Here is a 21,126-nt window from a genome sequence, read left to right as displayed (position 1 = left end):
TTTCACATCGCTTGATCTATACGTTCTCCGAGAACCGCTGTAACATAGAAAGAGACACAAGTCCCTTCAACGCCTGTCGATTCAATCTCAAGATTAGAACCAATCAGGCCTAATAGCCGACGAACCAAAGGAAGTCCGATTCCTATCCCATCATTGCTTCTCGTATAGGAGCCATCTATCTGGGCGAAAGGAATATTGATTAATTTCAACTGCTCTTCGCTCAAACCTACTCCAGTATCTGCAACTTTGAATAATAAATCGGAAGCATTCTGATCACTAGGCTCCACCGACAAGGTAATGGTGCCAGACTGCGTAAATTTTATGGCATTCTCTACCAATATGGTCAGAACACGGCCCACAATATTATCCGGCATGTGATAGTGATTATGAACGCTAGCGGCTACATCTATAGAAATACCTAGACTCTTCTTTTTCGCCTCCTCCTGAATCGCATCATTGACTATACCAGGAAGCCATTCATGCACATTCACCGAAGTCGCCAAAGGCTTCACTTCATCAGCTCCTGCTTCATTGTATGCCAATACCTGATTTATCAATCTTAACAGGTGTTCACCGCATCCTTTGGCTTCCTGTACATACTCACCTTCTTCATCTTCATCACAGGGTTCAGACAGGAGATCTAAATAACCAAGGATACCATTCATGGGAGTCAGCATTTCGTGACTCACATGATTTAAAAAATCAGAATTCGTTTGTAGTGCAGCCGTTAGCTGCTCAGTGCGAGACATCACCACCTGCTCAAGTGCTTGCTCTCGAAGCTCTGTAGCTTTCTTCAAATCCCATTTGGATGTAAGTGCATGCGCCAGCTGTAAGACCTCTATTTGATCAAAGGGTTTTTTCACAACCATCCAACGATCACGTTCGGTCAATGTATCTCGAATCTCTTTCCAGCTTTTATCTGAATAAGCGGTACATATTACGATCTGAATGGAGCTATCCACCTTCCATATTTCTTCAATGGTCTTCAAACCGTCCCAGCCGGGAGGCATTCTCATGTCTACAAAAGCCAGCGCATAAGGATTATTTTCGGCCAGCGACTCCTTAACTTTCTCTAATGCATCCTCTCCTTGGTGAGCTGAATCTAGATCAAATGGAGTATCTCCAAAATCACACGATTCTTCTTCGTAGCCAAATAAAGCCGCTGCATCTGCATCCAAATCTCGGGCTTTGGAATCATCTTTCAAGAGTACACGTTTAAAATCTTCGTGGATCGCTGGATTGTCGTCCACGAGTAATATTCTTCTGTTGGGTTTTAATAGACTGCTCATACTAATGCGGGTTCAGTTGCGAGTGGCATACAAAGTGTAAATTCAGCTCCCCTTCCATAACCTTCACTGTGGACGTTCAATGAACCACCCATCTCTTGAGCACTTAATGCACTCATGTGTAGTCCAAATCCATGTCCGTCCGCTTTGGTCGTGAAACCATGGTGGAAAATGTTAGGTAAATCCGATGGTTTAATTCCTAAACCAGAATCGATAATTTTTATTCCAACCGACTCATAATCCATTACTTGAATACGAATGGTGATCTTTCTGCGGTATGTATCAATAACTTGCATGGCATCCCTAGCATTCGTTAGCAGGTTAACAAGAATTTGAATGATTTTATGTCGGTCACCTAAAATGGTCGGCACACCCTCAAATTCTTTCACTAATTCGATACTATGCTTTTCAAATATATCCTTATTTAAGGATAAGGCTTCTTCTACTATTGAAACGGGATCCAAGTCATCGGATACCCCTAGTCCTTTAGCCAAATTCTGTTGCGTAGAGACAATCTCCTTAATGTGCTCAATATTACGGACCAAGCGTTTTACTTCGTCTCGCATCTCTTCGTTTTCAGCCCTTAAAAAGGATGTTACCTTAGCGAGAAAACCCGGGAGAGCTATCCCGCGTTTGTCAGTCGTTAAAAAATCGGCCAGAGCACTCTGATGAGACTCTAAGATATCCACCACCTGGCTCAGGTGGGTTAGACGGCTGGCTCCTGATTGGTCCTCAATACTGTGAACCGACAAATTCACCGTATTTAGCACATTCCCTACATTGTGTAATACTCCGGTAGCTACCTCCGCCATACCCGAAGCAACACGGGAGGTTTTCACCAAATCATCCTGAAGACGCTCACGTTCTGTAACTTCGCTCTCCAGTTGTTTGTATGCCTCACGCAAATCACTATCAGAATCTTCAATCCGGCTAAGCATATCATTAAAGGTGCTAGTCAGAACCCCTACCTCATCATTCCCATCGACTTGTGCTCGCATTGAATAATCACCTTTACTAGCCACTTCATTTGCGACTGTGGCCAACCGGGAAATCGGTCCGATGATCATTTCCCCTTAAGATGAAGTTAAAATGAGGAAATCCTCCCGGAGTACCTTTAAATTATTTTTTACCAGAATAGCAGTAAATCAGCTTAATTCCGGCTATAGTTTTACTTCTAGGAGAACCAACTACCTTCAAATATTAGCTAATCGCCGCGTGGTATCTCCAAACTGCGGCAAGCTAACTCCCATACGGTCCATGACCGAAAGGTAAAGACTACACGCTCTTCGATTCGCGTCACCAGAATCCTTATAGTCAAGGATACGGCCCGTTTTCAGTTTTCCACCCGCTTGGCCTGCGAGTAAAATGGGCATGTGATCTGCCTGGTGTTTGTCTCCATCGAATAAGTTGGAACAGAACATAATCATCGAATTGTCCAGTAGAGAACTACCGCCTTCGTCGATATTCTTCATTCGTTCGAGGAGATAAGCAAATTGCTGAGTGTGAAATTGATTGGTCCTTAGGTACATTGCCTCAAGCTCAGGATCCTTGCCATTGTGCGTCAGGTCGAGGTGCAAGCTACCTTGCACTCCTTCGAGGAAACCGAAATTCATTTGCGACAAATCATTATTTAACATGCATGTGGCAATTCGTGTCTTGTCCATCTGAAAGGCCAAGACAATCAGATCCATCATCAGCTTCATGTGATCCGGAATATTTTGAGGAAGCTGCTCTGCCGGTCGCTCCATATTCGGTGCTATCAAAGACGGTCTCCATCCCTCCAAGCGCTGCTCACGATTTGCATGTTCGATCCGTTTCTCAACATCACGAATAGAGTCTAAATAGTCATCCAATTTTTCCTGATCGTAACGACCCACTTTGCGTTTCAGCCCTTTTGCGTCCGTTAAGACTTCATCGAGAATACTGCGGTCCCAACGGCGATCTCTACCATCACCGACTAATTGATCAAACACGCGAGCCGGATAGATTTCCTTCATGGCCGGCTTCGTATCTGAAGTCCAGGAAATGCAAGATCCATAAAGCATCGACAGGCCGTCTTCGAGACGCAGCTCAGTCGGCTCAATCCCAAGAATCAAACTAGGGATCTGTGTTTGTTGACCTATTTGTTGCGCCAGCACTTGGTCCATGGTCTTACCCACACGAAGGTCGCTCTGTTCCGTACTTACCCAGGCACCTGAAAGCAAATTTGGCACACGGCCTAGATGGGCACTCTTGTGCAATACAGCCTGCTCATTGTAGAGCCCGCGAATAAAATTCAGATCATTAAGGTAGGGAGCGATCGGGGTGAGCCCCTGCCCGATCTCTGTTCCTCTCCCTTCATTCTTAGCCCACCAATGAGCGGGCTCCACTCCATTTGAAAAATAGATACAACCAAAACGAACCGGAGGACTGTTCGAAACCTTGCTTGCGGATTGTGCTACTGTTTCGGCAGCTCTCAGAGGTAAAGATTCCATCCAAGGCAAAGCCAGGGCGACACCCGCCCCTCGGAGAAAGTTGCGGCGTGAAATAGATGTATTGGATCTAGGGGATTTCATCTTAGCCTTCTGTTGGGTCATTCTTAGGTTCAATGGCGGCCATATCTGCATCCATACCACGGCCACGTTGATTGAGAAACTGAGGACTTGTTACCACTTGCACAACAAGATTTGAAAATCGCTCATCCTTTGAGATGCTTTTCACCATCTGATCGATCAAAGGACGATCTGAAATAATTTCAGCGCGTCCAAGGGCATAACCCAGCAATTTAGCGCTCAAATTGCGGTTTACCTGGGTTTTATTCTCGCCCAAGTAACTCAGTAAACCTTGGAGATCCGGTATTTCGACTCCGGTATTGAGAGTCCCTGAGGTTTCGATTGCTTGCCCGTCCGCATAGGTATCTCGCCAGCGTCCTACAGGATCAAAATTCTCCAATGCAAACCCTAGTGGATCCATACGCGAATGACAATTCACACAAGAGGCATCGCTTCGATGCGCTTCCAACCTCTGTCGCACGGTGAGACCATCCGGTAACACTTCGTCCGCAGGAATCGACCCAACATCAGCAGGGGGCGATGGTACGGGAGTTCCCAAAATACGCCGAAGAATCCAATCGCCTCGTTTGACTGCACTTGTCCGCAACGGAGCGGATGTCACTGTAAGTACTGCACCTAACTGAAGCAATCCGCCTCGGTGCTGATCTCCCAGATCAGATACTTTCACGAGTTCTCCCTTATCTGTATTCGCCAGATCGATACCATAATGGGAAGCGAGTTCCTCGTTTAAGAAACTATGATTCGCAAATAGGATATCCGAAACAGATCGATCTTTTCTCACTAAGTACTCAAAAGAAGAGACAGCTTCTTCATACATGGAAGCCTTCAAAGAATCAGTGAATTCTGTAAATTTGGTTGTATCGACCCCCTTGTATTCATCAAAACGATAGAAACCAAACCACTGACCAAAAAATTCAGTGGCAAACCTACGAGCATTGGGATGCTTCAACATTCGCTTGGTCTGAGCCACCAGAACATCGGGCTTTTTCAATTTACCTGAAGCAGCCACGCGAAGAAGTTCTTCATCAGGTTGGGAAGACCACAGAAAATAACTTAAACGACTCGCTAAGGCATAATCAGACAACGGAACCATCTTCTTTCGATTAGGCGATTCTTCTATACGGTATAGAAACGCAGGAGCTGTTAGAACACGAGCCAGCAACAAGCGAGTCGCCTCGTCATGTCCTAACTCTCCTTCTTCACGGATACGCTGATAAAACGTTTTAAGACGTTTCCGCTCATCGCGCGTTAAAGGTCTACGCCATGCTTGTTCGGCAAATACCAGGGTATCTTCCAAGTGTCCTTTCTCGGCTGCTTTCAATTTTGCCTGAGCATTGCTATGATTGTCATACAAACTCTGAATATAATCGCGAACTTCGACCGGCTGCTCATCAATCCAGCTCTGACTCAAATCAGCCATCGCAAGATCCCCTAACTCCAAATCAAACTTATCGGCGATAAAGCGAATGAAGGTGTCATGGTAATCAAAGGATGTCAGCAAGTCTACCCAGGCATGATCGAGCTCCTCCTGACCGTCGGAATCGAGAATACTCTCATAAATAAACCGATCATCGCGGTGATACTTAATGATGTAATGGAAGGCATTCCGCTCCGGTTTGTTGTAAGTATTGTCAAAAGGTTCAGGGATAGGATCGCGATCGGAAGGAGCAGGTTTGCGATGTGACACCTGAGGCAACTTGCGAGCGAATTCGGCTACCCCTCTTTTTCGAGCTTCGGTTTCGGCTCCATTAGGATTGGCCAACAAAACGGATGCAGCTCCTGTTGCAGAAACCTCCTCGCCCTCGACGCGCGGAACAAAAACAACACAACGCACCATACTATCATCCCCATGCTCAATATCGAGTTCTACATCAACATGCAGTGCCGTGCCGCGAACTTCGCCCGACACCTCATATTGAACGGTGAGTACCTGAGAACCTACGGTAACGAACTCGTTTGGCTCAACAGGCATCCCATCTACACCATGGCCGAATTTGAGGGCAGCACGTGTTTCTTCAGTCACAACCTCTGCTAAGGGAACGACGGTGGATGTGGTTTCACCCGATTCACGGAAAACGATTTCAGGATCCTTCCATCGCACAACGGGAACTTTACCTTCACCACTTGCAGAGACCACTGAAATCTCAACAGTTGAATATTTGGCATTCTCCGCTTTGTTTACTCGCGTGCTGAATGAGTAGTCCAAGGTTGGCCGAAAGTTCTTTTCTGTCAAAGCGGGAGCTTCTTCATCGTCTATTGAGTTTGCCGCCAATGCTTTTTGCCAACTCTGCAATAAGTCATAAAGCTCAGAACATGCTCGTCGAATGGCTTCTTCTTTGGAGTCAGGTCCCGAGTTCGGTAGAGGAAGTTCATACCAGGCTTTCACAATTTCCGTAGAAGGAAACCTGAGACCCTTTTCATTTAGCACTGACCAGATATGTTCTAAAAATCGAATTTCGAGGTTTTCTGATTCGGCCAAGTCTTTCAGTTTTAAAGATCGTTCCCCCAGAGCACGACGATGTTTGTAGCGCCATGCAGCAAAGAAGGCCTTCGGATAGCGCTCCAGTCCAAAGGCTTCAGCTCCCTCACCTGCACCCGTGCTAAAGCCATGCTCTTGGTATATAGATTGGATACGATTAATCGCAGAGAGCTCTTGTCCGGTTTTCCCAGGGTTGTCGTAGAAGGTCAATGGTCCGGCTCCGATCACCGCATGAGAAGCCACTTGTTTGGCCGCTTTCAAATACTGCTCAATCGTAGAGTCTTGAACAAACTGAACATCACCCACATTAGAAAAGCCTTCTCCGCCAACGGCATCCCCTAATAAGGTTTTCTCCAAGCCCAGATTCAATCCAGTCAAATCCTGAATCGTGTAAGCATACTCAGCACTGGTGAGCCGACGCAGCACCACCTTCCCTGGATCTCCTGCATTTTCCTCAATTGCTGATTGCACACCGCCTCTAATAAAGTCCACTAACTGCTCCCGCTCCTCATCATTTGGTTGCTCTTCCTCGACCGGAGGCATGTCTTCAAATTCCAGCATCTCTGAGGCTAGCTCCCAGAGTTTAAAATCTTTTCCAAAATCGTGATTCGCCAAAAGAGGCTCCAGATTCACATTTCCTTTTCTTTTCTCCTCATTGTGACAGTCAAAGCAGTATTCTTTGATGACAGGGAATGCAGAAGCAGCGTCCCAATCCGCTCCCAGAGCCAGCTTGGTGCACAACACATACATCATAGCCAAAACGCAGCCCAAACGGATGAATTTACCAGCCGTTACACCTGGGGCAGAGGTAGCGAAATGAACGGATCTCAGGGTCATTTTCTCGGGCAGATCAGATCAAGGAGTGCAGGTTCATTACACAATCAGTAAACAAAGCGGTGTCAACGAATTATAGCTATTCGTAAATCGCCGATCTGGGTATCCGAATACCACATACGATCCAAAATATTTTTTTAAGGAAACAAATATCGTTCGAATGCTGGCAAAAGGCTTGAGGAAGCCCCAACAACTGAAATAGTTTAGAGGTCGGCCCTTTGCGACCAAACCGCGAAACGGCTTCTTCTCAATCAACCGCTTTCATGAATTCGATCCTCAAACTTCGTATCGTCCTCTTTTCATCGATCCTGTGGATGGGATTCAGCCAGCAGGAAGCCATCTCCCAGGATTACGACCCTGACCGCTTTGAACGAGAGATTTTAGTGCCCGCCAGTCTCGACGCCATGCAGCTGGAGGTTCTACCCAACGGAGATATTGTGTTCGTGGAATTTCGAGGTACCGTAAAACGCTGGGATCGAGTATCGGGAGAAGTACTCCAGTTAGGAGGAGTAGATACCTTTGCCAAAGGCGAAGTCGGTCTTCTCGGTATGGCCGTGGCCAAGGATTTTCTGGAAAGCGGTTTCCTCTATGTTCTTTTCTGCCCTGCCGACAAACCAACCACTATGCGCGTCAGTCGATTTACGGTTAAAGACGATCATATGGCTTCGAGTTCAGAAGTTGAACTGCTCAGCTGGCCGTACGACGACGAACACATATTCCACATGGGTGGCGCCATGTGGATGAGTGACAACGGAGACCTTTATATCGGTAATGGTGACAACTGTCACTTCGACCCTGGATTGCCGGTAGACAGGCGACCTGATCGAATCAACTGGGACGCCTATCGTTCGGCTGCCAATTCTCGCGATTACCGCGGAAAAATCTTGAGAATTCATCCCGAAAAGGACGGCAGTTATACGACTCCCAGGGACAACCTCTTCCCGGATGGGAAGGACGGCCATCCAGAGATCTATGCCATGGGCTTACGCAATCCCTTTCGCATCGCCGTCGACGACAAAACCGGGGCGCTTTACATCGGTGACGTTGGACCAAATATTCTACCCGAGCTGGGCATCAACCCCTTGGGGTACGACGAACTCAACGTTGCCACCGAAGCTTCTAATTTCGGCTGGCCTTCCTTTGTGGGGGACAATGAAGCCTTACCTGTTTGGGACTTTGAAAAGAACGAGGAAATCGAACGCTACGATCCCGCTAGCCCCAAAAACAACTCTCCCAACAATACGGGCACCAAAGATCTTCCACCTGCCAAGGCGGCGCTCATTTGGTACCCCAGCACCGAATCGAAAATGTTTCCAACTATGGGTAGCGGTGGCCGTTCCATGATGGCGGGTCCAGTATACCATTTTGATCCTTCGATTCCATCGACCATCCAGTTTCCCAAGGCCTTTGATGGACGTGTTCTAATTTATGAATGGATGCGTAACTGGATCCAGACCATTGACCCAACAACTGAGGACCTCGATTTTCGACCTTTTATGCAAAACCGGGATCTTCGACGCCCCATCGACATCAAGTTCGGTTCTGACGGTGCATTGTACATGATCGAATACGGTGACATGTGGTGGGAAAACCAGGATAGCCGCATCGTCCGTATTATTTACCGTCGAGGGAATCGAAACCCTGTGGCCAAGTTAAACGCGCTGGAAACAGCGGGCCGGCACCCGCTGACACTCGAGTTCGATGCATCCGAGTCAACCGATGCGGACGGCGACCAGCTCAACTACACCTGGTCTGTAGATGGCCGAGCACAGAGCAAGGGCTCTACCTTTACTCATACATTCAGAGAACCCGGCTCGTACAAATTGGGACTCACAGCTGAAGACCCTGGTCGTGGCTCGCATACCGTCACAGAAACGATTCAGGTGGGTAATGCACGGCCTCAATTAACCTTCACTCAACCTGCCCACGGTTCCTTTTTCGATTGGGAAACAGAGATCGCTTATTCCGTCGAGCTAAGTGATGTTGACAGCGAGGCCGTAAATCCTTCATTAGTCGCCGTTCAAGGGGAGTATCGAAACCGTCGGTACGCATCCAAGGAGGAGGACGAATTCACCCACCCCGGATTGGCATTGATGCGTCAAAGCACTTGTTTCTCATGCCACCTATCCGACGCTGCCTCTGCAGGACCGCCTTACCAATCCGTTACGGATAAATACACCGGTGATTCAGCTGCCTTAGAAATGCTGGCGCAAAAAATCCTGTCTGGCGGAACCGGGATCTGGGGAGAACTTCCGATGCCCCCTCATCCGCAACACAATATCAACCAAGCCCGCCAGATGGTGAACTGGATTTTGTCACTCACGCACGAATCCGCTAATGCTCCCAAGTTAGGAAATCAAGGAACGTGGACCACGCCACGACGAGCCACCACTAACAACTGGACAGTACCGCCCGTCCCCGGAGAAGGCATCCGGACTGACGGAGGTGTTTTCGTCCTCACTGCAGAATATACTGACCAAGGATCTGGTAACGCTGCTCCCCTAAGAGGAGAATCCTCAGTCATTCTTCACGCTCGTAAGAAGAAAGCGGCCCTTTACGATGAAGCCTCGGGCATGGAATACGTAGACATGGCTGGCGACGGGGGTATTCTCGGCCATTTCACAGATGGCGACTATATTATCTGGAAAGAACTCGACCTTGAGGGCATTACCGACATAACCGCTAACGCAGCCAACCTGGGATCCAGAACGGGCCGTATCGAACTCCGCAATGGATCCCCCAACGGCCCCCTCCTTTCTAGTATCCAAATTCCCGTTACCGAGAACCATGCATACTCCGAGATCGGCGCCTCCCTCCAAAATGCGAAGGGACTTTCGAATGTCTGCGTCGTAGTGCACTTTGACCAACCTGATGGACAAACCATCGGCCTCAACTGGATAGAATTTAATTAATCCGACAAACAACCACAGCTCATGAAACGCATATTTAAGATATCTCATTTGGCTCTACTAACTGTCTTCGTATTTCTACCCTCATTAACTTACGCCGGCGATTCTGGCATGAAGAAATGGAAAAAAGGAAACGGTTGGGGTTGGGTCTGGGGAGCGGAAGACGAAGTGGGGTCACTGAACGAAATGACGGATGCCAGCAAACTAGCCGCACTGAAGCTGGCGAAGTCGGGCAAGTCCTATGACCTGGGCGTGACCTACGATCGTGATTCATTCAAATGGCCGGGACACAGTCCCGGAGAGATCATGACCTTCCGTACTCCGGAAGGCGTAAAACGCCAGGGCGGCTTTCCTACTGATGAAGGAGGAACGGCTTGGCATAGTTGCGCTTTATTTATTAACGACAACGTCGCCACTCAAATAGATGGCCTGGGTCATGTGGTTGAAGGCAAAGACAACCATTGGTACAACGGCTTTACAGAAGCCGACTGGGGTGGTGATTGGGGCATTCGCAAATGCGATGCGACAACCATCCCTTCTATTATCGCTCGCGGAGTACTCATCGATGTAGCCAGCTATAAAGGCGTATCCGTCCTACCTCCACACTACGGGATAACAATTGAAGACCTGCAAGGTGCTCTTAAGAAACAAGGTACGCAACTAGCTCCCGGCGATGTGGTCCTCCTCCGGACGGGATCGATCCGATATTGGGATAAACTAGAAGATCGGGAGAAGATTCTCGCCCACGACACAGCAGGATTGACGCTCGAAGGTGCTAAGTGGCTCGTTGAAGAACAAGGTTCGATGTTGATCGGAAGTGACACGAGCGGTTTAGAACGAGCCCCACGACCTGAGGAAATGGATGCCCTTGTCAAAGAGTACAATACCTTCATTCCCGTCCACAACTACCTGCTCATTCGCCAGGGAGTGCACATCGGAGAGTTACACTACCTGGACGATCTAGCGGCTGATAAAGTTTATGAGTTCGCCTACGTGTGCTCAACCAACAAGATCAAAGGAACCACCGCAGGATTCACACTGCGACCTATAGCCATTCGCTAAGTTTTCCATGCGACGTTTTATCCAACTACTTATCATACCCGTTCTGTTTCTAAGTTCGGTATTAACTCACGCCCAAGATAAACCAAACATCGTGGTCATCATGGTCGATGATATGGGTTGGACTGGATTGAGTTCCTACGGCTCCGACCTTCATCAAACTCCTCATATCGATCAGTTAGCTTCAGACGGCATGAAATTTAATCAGGCCTATGCCAGCGCCCCCGTCTGCACCCCTACACGGGCAGCTTTTATGACTGGCAAATCTCCAGCCCAGTTGAACATGACCATCTGGCACGAGGCTAGCCGTGTGCCACAAAAGAATCGTCCTCTTACCCCACCTGTAGTTGAAGGCAATCTACCCCACAAAGAAGTGACCATTGCGGAAGTTCTGCGTGAAGGAGGTTACCGAACAGGCCATGTAGGCAAATGGCATTTAGGCGAAGCGTCCCACTATCCGGAAACTCACGGCTTTGATTTTACTTTTGGAGGCAGCTTCTGGGGAGCACCCCCCACCTTTTATTTTCCGTATCGAGGTACCTGGGGATCAGGTGAACGTGCTCACCCGCGCTACATTCCTGGAATAGACGCAACGGAAGATCGTGAAGGCGAGCATCTAACCGATCGGCTGACTGATAAAGCTGTACAATTCATCACACAGTCTGCGGGCGAGCCCTTTTTTCTCTATATGTCCTATTATACCGTGCACACACCGATCGAGGGAAAGCCTGAGGTCGCTGAGAGATACAAAGATGCCATCCACCCAGGCATGGATCATGACAACGCACACTATGCGGCCATGCATGAAACACTCGATGACAATGTCGGACGCATTCGACAAACGATTGAAGACAGTGGAGTAGCGGACAACACCATCGTGATTCTCACCTCAGACAACGGTGGATTCATTAATAACTACGACGGTCAAACCGTTACTTCCAATGCCCCTCTTCGATCTGGAAAAGGTTCTCTTTACGAAGGCGGCGTTCGAGTTCCCCTCATTATTCACTGGCCCGGCGTGACCAAGCCTCAATCGATCTCGGAACAAGCGGTAATAACCGCCGACCTCTACCCTACTATTTTAGAGATGACAGGATTGACTGGTGATTCCGATCACAATCGTGACGTCGAAGGCATTAGCTTAACACCCACCTTGCAGAATCCTGATTCAAGTCTAAGACGTACTACACTCTACTGGCACTACCCACACTACTACCAGACGACGAGTCCTGTAAGCTCGATTCGCCAACGGCAGTGGAAACTCATGGAGTTTCATGAAGATGGTCGCCTCGAACTATACGATCTTATTTCCGACCCGGGAGAGACAAACAACCAAGCTGATACTCGCCCTCCCCTAGCCGCCAATCTTCAAGCCAAACTGCAAGCTTGGCGCGACAAAGTAAAAGCACCCATGCCAAAGCCGAATTTGGACAATAAGAACTAACAGTATCGATTGTGATTCATTCCCCTGGCACGGATTCGTGTATGTGAATGATGTTCCCATTAGCGTCCAGAGCGGGAGCGGCTGTTGGCCCACCTCGGCCTCCACCAGGGCCACCTCGACCTCCACCAGGGCCACCACGGCCTCCAACAGCATCTGTATTCCCTCCAGCCCCACCTTGAGCATTTGGACCTCCACGGCCACCGCCGCCGGGACCTCGACCCCCAAGGGCACCGCCGGCACCACCACGGCCGCCACGTCGGTTGGTTCGCTGAGGTGCCTCGCGGACCCATTCAGCAACCTGTGTTGAACGCGCCATCATTTTCTTGACTACATCCGGATATTGATCTGCCAGGTTGGTTTCTTCATAGGGATCTTCGAAGATGCTAAATAATTCCACGGTTTCAGTTACATCAGTCTGATGCTTGTTGATATTGGAATGAACCAGTTTGAATTCACCAGAGTGGACCGCATAGGCTGTTGAGTTCCCAATGAGCATGTCCGTTTTACGAGGACGAGCTTTTCCTGTTTGCAAGTTATCCCAAAGGCTTTCTCCATCGAAGGGTGTATTGAGATTCGTGGGTAATCCTATCGCTTCCACCAGAGTTGGAAAAAGATCATACACAACCATAGGCTGCTCACTTTTCACTCCGGCCGGAATTTTGCCGGGCCAACGAATGACTGCCGGTAAGCGCGTGCCACCTTCATAAACAGTACCTTTTCTTCCACGAAAATTCCCGTTATCGGCACCTGCAGCACCTCCGTTATCAGAAAAGAACATTACGATCGTGTTATCGCGGATGCCCTCGTCATCGACCGTCTTGAGAATGTTGCCGATGGCCACATCCAAAACCTCAACCATAGCGCAGTAAATACGGCGGGATTCATCTTCAATGTGAGCGTACTTATCAATGTATTCCTGCGGAGCCTGCAAAGGAGTATGGGGAGCAGTGAATGCTGCGTAGGTGAAGAAGGGTTTCGACGTATCACGCTCACGAATCAAGCGACAAATCTCATTTCCAAAAAGATCTGTCATGTATCCGCTTTCAAATACAGTCTTACCATCACGCGCCCAGTCCTTTTGCTCACCTCGCCCATGGGTCCAATAGTCTGGTCCCGCACGCAAGGAACCATAGGTATGATCAAACCCACGGTTGATAGGAAAATCTCGTTTATGAGTCATTCCGAGGTGCCACTTGCCAGCCGTCATGGTCATGTAGCCAGCATCTTTAAAGACATCACTCATCAGCTGCTCATCATGCGGAATGGTCATATTACCTGGAATCGGCGAAAAAACACCATGACGCATGGACATATGACCGGTGAGCAAAGACACTCGAGTGGGAGAGCAAATCGGGTAGGAATACCATCGATTCAACTCCATACCATCCTTGGTCAATTGATCTATATTAGGAGTAGATATCTCGCCGCCGTGATACCCCACATCCATCCAACCTTGGTCGTCGGAAACAAGTAGAATGACGTTGGGTTTTGTCGTTGTGGCAATGAGGTTCGAAACGGCGATCAGAAATAAGCCACCCATCAGGGGCAGTAGAGTTTTATTGTACATGTTCGAGCTGGGTATATGATTAAGAAGATTACAGGCTAATAGAGTTTTAAATCACAGACTAATCGCCTGAAATAGATTCGTGAAGATGGATGATGTTGTTGTCACTGTCACGGGTCACTGGAACCGAATCGGCACCTCCACCTCCACGACGAGGGCCAGCACCTCCGCGACCGCCACCCCTAGGACCACCAGGACCTCCCTGACCGTTTTGAGCTCGAGGACCAGCAGCATTTGGACCTGCACGTCCACGACCAGCAGGACCACCTGCTGCAAAGCGTCCGCGTGTCGGCATGCTAGATTCGTAGATCCAAGGTGTAACGTATTTCGTGCGTGAAATCATTTGACTAACCACTTCCGGGTAATCCCCGGCCACGTTGCTGTTTTCGTTAGGATCTTCGTAAATTTTGTATAGCTCAACCGATTCTTCGAGGTCGGCTTGGCTCTTGTTCAGGTTCGTGTGAATCAGCTTAAAATCCCCTGAGTGAACAGAATACCCATAAGGAGCAGTGATCACAAGATCCGCTTGGCGTGGCCGGGTTTTCCCGGTCTGCAATACATCCCACAAACTCTCTCCATCAAACGGAGTATTTAGATTTGTTTTGAGACTCAAGGCATCCACCAAGGTTGGAAACAGATCATGGACCACCATAGGTTGTTCGCTTTTTGCTCCGGCAGGAATTTTGCCAGGCCAGCGAAAGATAGCAGGAAGTCGAGTTCCCCCTTCGTAGAGAGAACTTTTACCATCCCGTAATTCACCATTGTTAGCTCCCCCAGCACGGACATTACCCCCATTATCTGAAAAATATAACACCAGAGTGTTATCACGAATACCTTCATCGTCGACCGTCTTCAGAATATTGCCAATGGCCACATCCAGAACCTCAACCATGGCGCAATAAATGCGGCGATTCTCATCTTCGATATGAGCGTATTTATCGATATATTCCTGCGGTGCCTGAAGTGGCGTGTGGGGTGCGGTGAATGCCGCGTAGGTGAAGAAGGGTTTGGAAGGATCCCGTTCCCGGATCAGCCGACAAATTTCGTTGCCGAAAAGATCGGTCATATAGCCATTCTCAAATACGGTTTTTCCATCACGAGCCCAATCCCTCACTTCTCCGCTGGCATGGGTATAGTAATCAATTCCAGCACCCAGAGAACCGTAGGTATGATCAAATCCGCGGTTGATAGGGAAATCCGCTTTCGTCCTGTTTCCCAAGTGCCACTTTCCAGCGGTCATAGTCATGTAGCCCGCGTCTTGCAGCACTTCATTCAATAATGGCTCATCATGAGTCAGATTCGCGCCACCAAAGAAGGATCCATGACGACCCGCAATGTGACCGGTTAAAAGAGCGGTACGAGTAGGACCACACCAGGGGTAGGAATACCAACGGTTCATTTCCAGGCCTTCCTTGGCTAGCTGGTCGATATTCGGCGTGGAAATTTCACTGCCATGATAGCCGACGTCGCCCCAACCTTGGTCGTCAGCAATAAGAAGGATAATATTGGGCTTCTCGGTCAGACCCCACAAACCAACTGAAGCGCTTAAAAAGACCAAGTGAAGAAAAGTAGCCAGAGCTTGCTTAATGCGGGTACGGCCCGGCACACGAACAAGTAGATCGAATTCCATAGAGTAGAGACTGGGTTAACTGTTGGTGGTCGGGGCAACTTCCAAACATGCGGAAGCCTATTCGGATATCAAGGGTTTAAATCCGATCACAAAAACTCTCACGAACTGTAACCTACCAGGTTCTCTCCTTAAGCAGCTCCTGAATTTGTTCTTTAGGAACCGGCAGACGATCCATGTGATTTTCGAGCCAACCGGAAAAATCCTTTTCAACCGCATCCGACCAACGAGCGTCGATTTGACCTGCGGTATAGGTGCCCGCCTTTATTCGCTCAAAGCCAAATTGGTCGCGTAGGCGGATAAGCTCCGCAGTTTTCACAACCTTCTCGGCCAAATGCGCTGGAATAACAATGATACCGGAACGCTTACCCAAGATAACATCGCCCGGCATGACGGTTACGCCGCCCACATTCACCGGGACATTGATACCAGTAATCATGGATGCCCAGTAGAAGCTGGGATTCCAGCCACGCACGAAACCGTTGAATCCCTTGATTTTCTCAAGCTGCTCCAGATCGCGAGCCACTCCGTTGAAAAGCACTCCGTTTCCTGAATTTGCAAAGATGGTCGTCCCCAAGCTCGCTCCAATAATAGGGCCACCATCATTCTGATTATTGTAAACATCTGCCACATAAACATCACCCTGCTGTAGCATGTCGATGGGCCAGGTAACCTGGCCTCCGGAATGACCGTCCACCTCAGCTTGCGCGTCTACCACTTCATTGACGTCTTTTCGCAGAGGCATGTACATCGCTGTCATCGCTCGACCACAGAGTATCTCACCAGGGTGAACATGCTCCCAGCCTTCCTCAAATTGATATTCGTAGCCTTCATTTCTCAAAACCACCCAGGCAGCTTCGATATCCACAAGCTTCATACGCTCAAGAATACTATCGGATACCTTTGGACGCCCATTCGGGAAACGTTCTCCCTCCCAATGAGGCGTGAATTTGATCATCGCTTCCCTTTCCAAGGAAAATGGCATGGCCGAAACCGACCCTGCGGCTGCAAGAATATAAACAACACAGATGATTGAACGGGTAACTTTATTTAAGATCATGATGATTGGATTGATTATTAAATGATTGATTCAGCTAACAAAATCAGAACTCGCTCCGGGTTCCTGAGGCGTTTTGTAAATGCCAACTTCAACGATAGCCGGATGCAAAAAGTAGTCTCGTAAATGCGGGATATGTTCCAGGAATAAGGCATCCTGCCCAAGCGTAATATGATTAAACAAAACAAGATGTTGGTGGATCTGTCCCATATCACCCACGTGTGGCACGACGGTCAGTCCAAATTTGCGTGCCAATAAACTCACTGTAATGTATTCACTGATACCCCCTACGCGAGTGCAATCCACTTGCACATACTTTACCGCTTTGGCCTGCATGAAATTCTTAAACATCACCCGGTTCGAAACGTGCTCGCCTAGAGCGATATCAATCGGAGCTATCTCCTTGGCCAAGGCTTGATGGCCAATCACATCATCGGGTTGAGTCGGCTCTTCTATCCAAAACGGTGACATGTCAGCCAAAGCTTTGGAGGTTGAAATGGCCTTTGGCAGGGACCAGCTCTGATTCACGTCCAACATCACTCGTGCGTCGTCACCGGCAGCTTCTCGCACCATGTAAGCCCGACGAACATCTCGTTCCGTCTCAGGAGATCCGACCTTTAACTTCATGGAATCGAATCCAGCCGCGACAGCCTTCTTAACGTTTTCTTTTACCTGCTCATCCGAGTAATTGAACCAACCAATTGAAGTATCATAACCCGGGTAGCCTTTCTCAATGATTCCGGCACGTTCTTCACTACCAGCTTGATTTTCCTTCAACAATTGAATCGCGTCTTCTCTCGTCAGCTCATCCTCAAGGTAGCTCAGATCCAAAGTATCAACGATTTGCTCAGGAGTCAGATCAATCAGTAGTTTCCATAAAGGCACTCCCCTAGCCTTTGCCCAGAGATCATAACAGGCGTTGGTGATGCTGGCCAATGCCAGGTGAATTATACCCTTATGTGGGCCCAACCAACGATATCTAGGATGCTCAGCCAACTGCTTAACCTGCTTCCCAAACCGAGACATCAGTTCCTCTACCTCGCAACCGACCAAAGGTTGAACCAGGCCCTCAATCAGAGAACGAATCTCCTGATTTCCAGCACCAAGCGTGAATACAATACCGGTTCCACAGATAGAGGTATCCGTATGCAAGTAAGTTACGATGTAAGAATAGACAGGATCCGTGTGAATGGAGTCGGTTCCGTCCCCTTCTTTGAGCGGGAACTCTTTCACATCAGTTGTGATTTTGAAAATGGTGTGGGTCATGGGCTTTTTGTTGGGCCGTATTTAAATCTCTTATACAATGGGACTGTGAGTAACAGCAACGAGGTTACCACAAAAATCAAAGATACAGGGCGTTGAATCAACGGCAGAAAACTACCACTCGAAGCCATGAGGCCGGCTTGCAAATTCTCTTCTGCAATAGGGGCTAAAATAAATCCAATCACAAAAGGTGCCAGAGGGATTTTCATCCGCTCGAAAGCAAATCCGAGTAACCCAAAGAATATCATGGTCCACACATCAAACATACGCGTAGACAGAGCAAACGATCCAATGATACAGAAAACCAAGATCACCGGCATCAACAAGCTCCGCGGCAAGGAAGCCAACTTCGCGATATGCTTTACCGCCACTAGCATGAACAGAAACATGAAGACGTTGGATACGAACATCGAACCCATGATGGTATAGACCATCTCTGGATTCTGTTGAAACAGTAATGGTCCCGGTTGAAGTCCATGAATAAGCAATCCGCCGAGTAGGATCGCATCGACCACACTGCCGGGAATCCCTAATGACACCAATGGGATCAAGGCGCCACCAATGGTTGCGTTATTGGCGGATTCAGATGCCACTATGGCCGTCTCGGAACCTTCCCCAAATTTGGCTTGTTCTTCAGGCTTCGCTAAGGACCTTGCCGCACTGTAGGCAGATACCGATCCGATATTGGCGCCAATGCCAGGAAGAATTCCCACCCACGTTCCGATGAAAGAAGAACGGATCAGGTTGATTGCCTGATCCTTCCAGTCTTTCAAACTGAACAACATCTCACGAGCAAGCTTTAATGGGATGATGGTGATCTTTTCTTCCATCCTGGTGAGATCAGAAATGACCTGACTAATGGCGAACATTCCGATGAGCACGGGTAATAACTTAAGCCCCCCATTCAGCTCTTCGAAACCAAAGGTCATGCGCAGATTTCCCGTTGCCTTATCGATACCCGGCAGTGATGCCAAAACGCCCAGTGAAGCTGAAAGAAAGGCCCGACTCATTGACTTGCCTCCTATTGATGCAATCAACACCAGAGCCAATAATACTAACGCGAAGAAATCAAAAGGCCCCAGCTTAGTAGAATAGAGAGCAATTGGCTTGGATAGAGTAATAAGGAACAACCAGGAAATACAACCTCCTACGAATGATGCGGTAATTCCCAATCCGAGTGCTCTGCCAGGCCTGCCCGCTTGAGCCATGGGATAGCCATCCATCGTCGTCATGATCGACGCAGGTGTCCCAGGCATACGCAACAAGGTAGCTGTAATCAATCCACCACTGATGGCACCGACATACATGCTGATGAGCAGGATGAAGGCATTGATGGGATCCATATTGAAGGTCAACGGCAACGTCAGTGCGATGAGCATAGCACCAGTCAGCCCGGGGATGGCTCCCATGGTAATTCCCAGTATGGTGCCGATCACCACGAGCATCATTCCTTGGACGCTAAAGATATAAGCCGACGCTGTTTGAATTGCTTCCATAGTTTAAGCAGCAGAGGTACTCTTTTGACCTGACAATGTCGTAGATGCGGCACTGCGAGGACGCAGTAGCCCTAACTCATAATTGCCAGAGATGGTAGGGCTACCGAGGCGAATGCCGACACATCTACAAGCGAAGCGCAGAATAACATCGCGTCCTCGCGATGCCGTACGTTGTTGTAAGGAATAACTCAAAGTAGATCTAAAAATCATCAGGGCAGATCGATGGTGAACAATTGAGTGAAGACATAATGCAGTCCAAAGGACATGAGCAGAGCGACTTCTACGATGGAAACCCACTTACGCTTATCCATGCCTGTCAAAAATAGCCCAGCAACCATTACAAAGATGATGGTCGCCCAAATAAATGGAACTATCCCCAGTCCCATGATCAATACGTAAACAATCGTCATCGCTAAGGTCCCAAAAGCGAAATCGTAACGCAATCGTATCTCAGATGTCGTATCGACTTTGGTTTGCTTGTTTCGGAAGTGGCTTACCGATACAAGCAATACGAACAATAACACAAATCCCATCGTCCAAACTTCAAAGTCAGGCAGTTCAATTCGATGCTCGGGTTTGATTTTTCCAAACGCTTCCATGCGATCGTCAATGCGTTGACTCAGCTCATCTCCCACGATGATTCGTGGAAGAATCTGCAGCTCCTCCGTACGTTGAAGCACGTAATCGGAGGCCATCACCTTGCCCATGACATCAGCGAAGAAATTTACGATCGATGCATCTGTACCCTTAGGAAACCACCAATAGTGAAGATTCGCACTGAAAACAGGAAAGCCCAACTCCGCACTGGTTGGAATGTCGGGAATAGAATCTAGACGATCTTCCCCAAGATAAGCGATGGCCTTCAATCCGTTCTCCTTAAATCGGACATACTCCCCGATAGACAAAATGATGACGTCGAGATGTCCTCCCATGACTCCGGCCAATCGATGCGCACCTCCACCTGTTGCGACAAACCGGAAGCGAGCTCCCGGTAGCGTATTCTCTAGCATAATAGCTGAAAAATGCGTCGGGGTATTGAAATTGATGCCAAAATTCAGGGTCTCAGGTTGAGCTTTGGCGGCTTCCATTAGATCTCCCAGGTTTTGGTAAGGAGATTCATTGGAAACAAGTACCACTACACCAAATTCCCCGGTGGCAGCAGCTACTTCATAATCGTCGGGACCGTTCGGTGATTGTCCGTTAGACTTTGCCACCATCAAGGCTTCGTGCAAACAGAGCACTGCATAACCATCGGCGCGCGCGTCTTTCACATAGCTGCTTCCAATCGACGTTCCCCCACCCGGCTTGTTGACCACTACCAAAGGTTGAGGCATGAGTTGATCATCATTGATAGCCTTTTGAACAATCCGAACAAAGGTGTCCGATCCTCCGCCGGGTTGAAAGGGTACCACGACGCGTATGGGTTTTCTGGGATATTCTTCTCCTAAGCCAGATCCTAACTTCACATACTGAAAGATCGAGACCAGGATGAGTCCAGCAATGAGGGTGTGCTTAATAGCGTTTCGTTGAACGTCAGTCATTCGATCAGGTACGAG

The 21,126-nt window shown here is 48.5% G+C and carries 13 protein-coding genes; 3 read left to right on the top strand and 10 right to left on the bottom strand.

Annotated features, from left to right (window positions below):
* Positions 1–2: 2 nt before the first annotated feature.
* The 4 genes from GA003_06865 to GA003_06850 form a co-directional block, all read right to left on the bottom strand.
* The gene (locus GA003_06865; GenBank protein QXD29686.1) at positions 3–1,289 is read right to left on the bottom strand and encodes a response regulator; all 1,287 of its coding nucleotides are present in this window, start codon (positions 1,287–1,289) and stop codon (positions 3–5) included.
* On the bottom strand, positions 1,286–2,329 hold the full coding sequence (locus tag GA003_06860) for a HAMP domain-containing protein (GenBank protein QXD29685.1): 1,044 nt from the start codon (positions 2,327–2,329) through the stop codon (positions 1,286–1,288). Before GA003_06860 ends, GA003_06865 begins: the two co-directional genes overlap by 4 nt.
* A 150-nt stretch (positions 2,330–2,479) precedes the next feature.
* Positions 2,480–3,841: a DUF1552 domain-containing protein gene (locus tag GA003_06855; protein ID QXD29684.1), complete on the bottom strand. Its 1,362-nt coding sequence runs from the start codon at positions 3,839–3,841 to the stop codon at positions 2,480–2,482.
* A gap of 1 nt (position 3,842) precedes the next feature.
* Positions 3,843–7,154 (bottom strand): DUF1592 domain-containing protein, encoded by a 3,312-nt coding sequence (locus GA003_06850; GenBank protein QXD29683.1) that lies wholly within the window; start codon positions 7,152–7,154, stop codon positions 3,843–3,845.
* Between the two features lie 260 nt (positions 7,155–7,414).
* On the opposite strand from GA003_06850, the gene GA003_06845 reads away from it, so the two are divergent.
* Genes GA003_06845 through GA003_06835 form a run of 3 tightly spaced genes read left to right on the top strand, consistent with a single transcriptional unit; the run spans position 7,415 to position 12,563 of the window.
* Positions 7,415–10,063 (top strand): PQQ-dependent sugar dehydrogenase, encoded by a 2,649-nt coding sequence (locus tag GA003_06845; protein ID QXD29682.1) that lies wholly within the window; start codon positions 7,415–7,417, stop codon positions 10,061–10,063.
* A gap of 21 nt (positions 10,064–10,084) precedes the next feature.
* Complete coding sequence (locus GA003_06840) at positions 10,085–11,122, top strand: cyclase family protein (protein ID QXD29681.1); 1,038 nt, start codon at positions 10,085–10,087, stop codon at positions 11,120–11,122.
* Positions 11,123–11,129: 7 nt separating this feature from the next.
* Complete coding sequence (locus GA003_06835) at positions 11,130–12,563, top strand: sulfatase (protein QXD29680.1); 1,434 nt, start codon at positions 11,130–11,132, stop codon at positions 12,561–12,563.
* Positions 12,564–12,579: 16 nt separating this feature from the next.
* On the opposite strand, the gene GA003_06830 is transcribed toward GA003_06835, so the two are convergent.
* From GA003_06830 to GA003_06805, 6 genes are all read right to left on the bottom strand, one after another.
* Positions 12,580–14,130, bottom strand: coding sequence for a sulfatase-like hydrolase/transferase (locus GA003_06830; GenBank protein ID QXD29679.1), 1,551 nt, complete (start codon positions 14,128–14,130; stop codon positions 12,580–12,582).
* A 58-nt stretch (positions 14,131–14,188) separates the two neighbouring features.
* A complete protein-coding gene (locus tag GA003_06825) occupies positions 14,189–15,757 on the bottom strand; it encodes an arylsulfatase (protein QXD29678.1) in 1,569 nt (522 codons plus the stop codon).
* Between the two features lie 112 nt (positions 15,758–15,869).
* Positions 15,870–16,814 (bottom strand): RraA family protein, encoded by a 945-nt coding sequence (locus GA003_06820; protein ID QXD29677.1) that lies wholly within the window; start codon positions 16,812–16,814, stop codon positions 15,870–15,872.
* 30 nt (positions 16,815–16,844) lie between these two features.
* Positions 16,845–18,077 (bottom strand): mandelate racemase, encoded by a 1,233-nt coding sequence (locus GA003_06815; GenBank protein ID QXD29676.1) that lies wholly within the window; start codon positions 18,075–18,077, stop codon positions 16,845–16,847.
* Positions 18,074–19,570, bottom strand: coding sequence for a tripartite tricarboxylate transporter permease (locus GA003_06810; GenBank protein ID QXD29675.1), 1,497 nt, complete (start codon positions 19,568–19,570; stop codon positions 18,074–18,076). Before GA003_06810 ends, GA003_06815 begins: the two co-directional genes overlap by 4 nt.
* A 209-nt stretch (positions 19,571–19,779) precedes the next feature.
* Positions 19,780–21,111, bottom strand: coding sequence for a tripartite tricarboxylate transporter TctB family protein (locus GA003_06805; GenBank protein QXD29674.1), 1,332 nt, complete (start codon positions 21,109–21,111; stop codon positions 19,780–19,782).
* Positions 21,112–21,126: the final 15 nt, after the last annotated feature.

This window comes from Opitutia bacterium ISCC 52 (assembly GCA_014529675.2).
GTDB lineage: Bacteria > Verrucomicrobiota > Verrucomicrobiia > Opitutales > UBA2995 > UBA2995.
The sequence above is the reverse complement of the archived record's forward strand: the minus strand, read 5'-3'. Positions and strand labels throughout refer to the sequence as shown.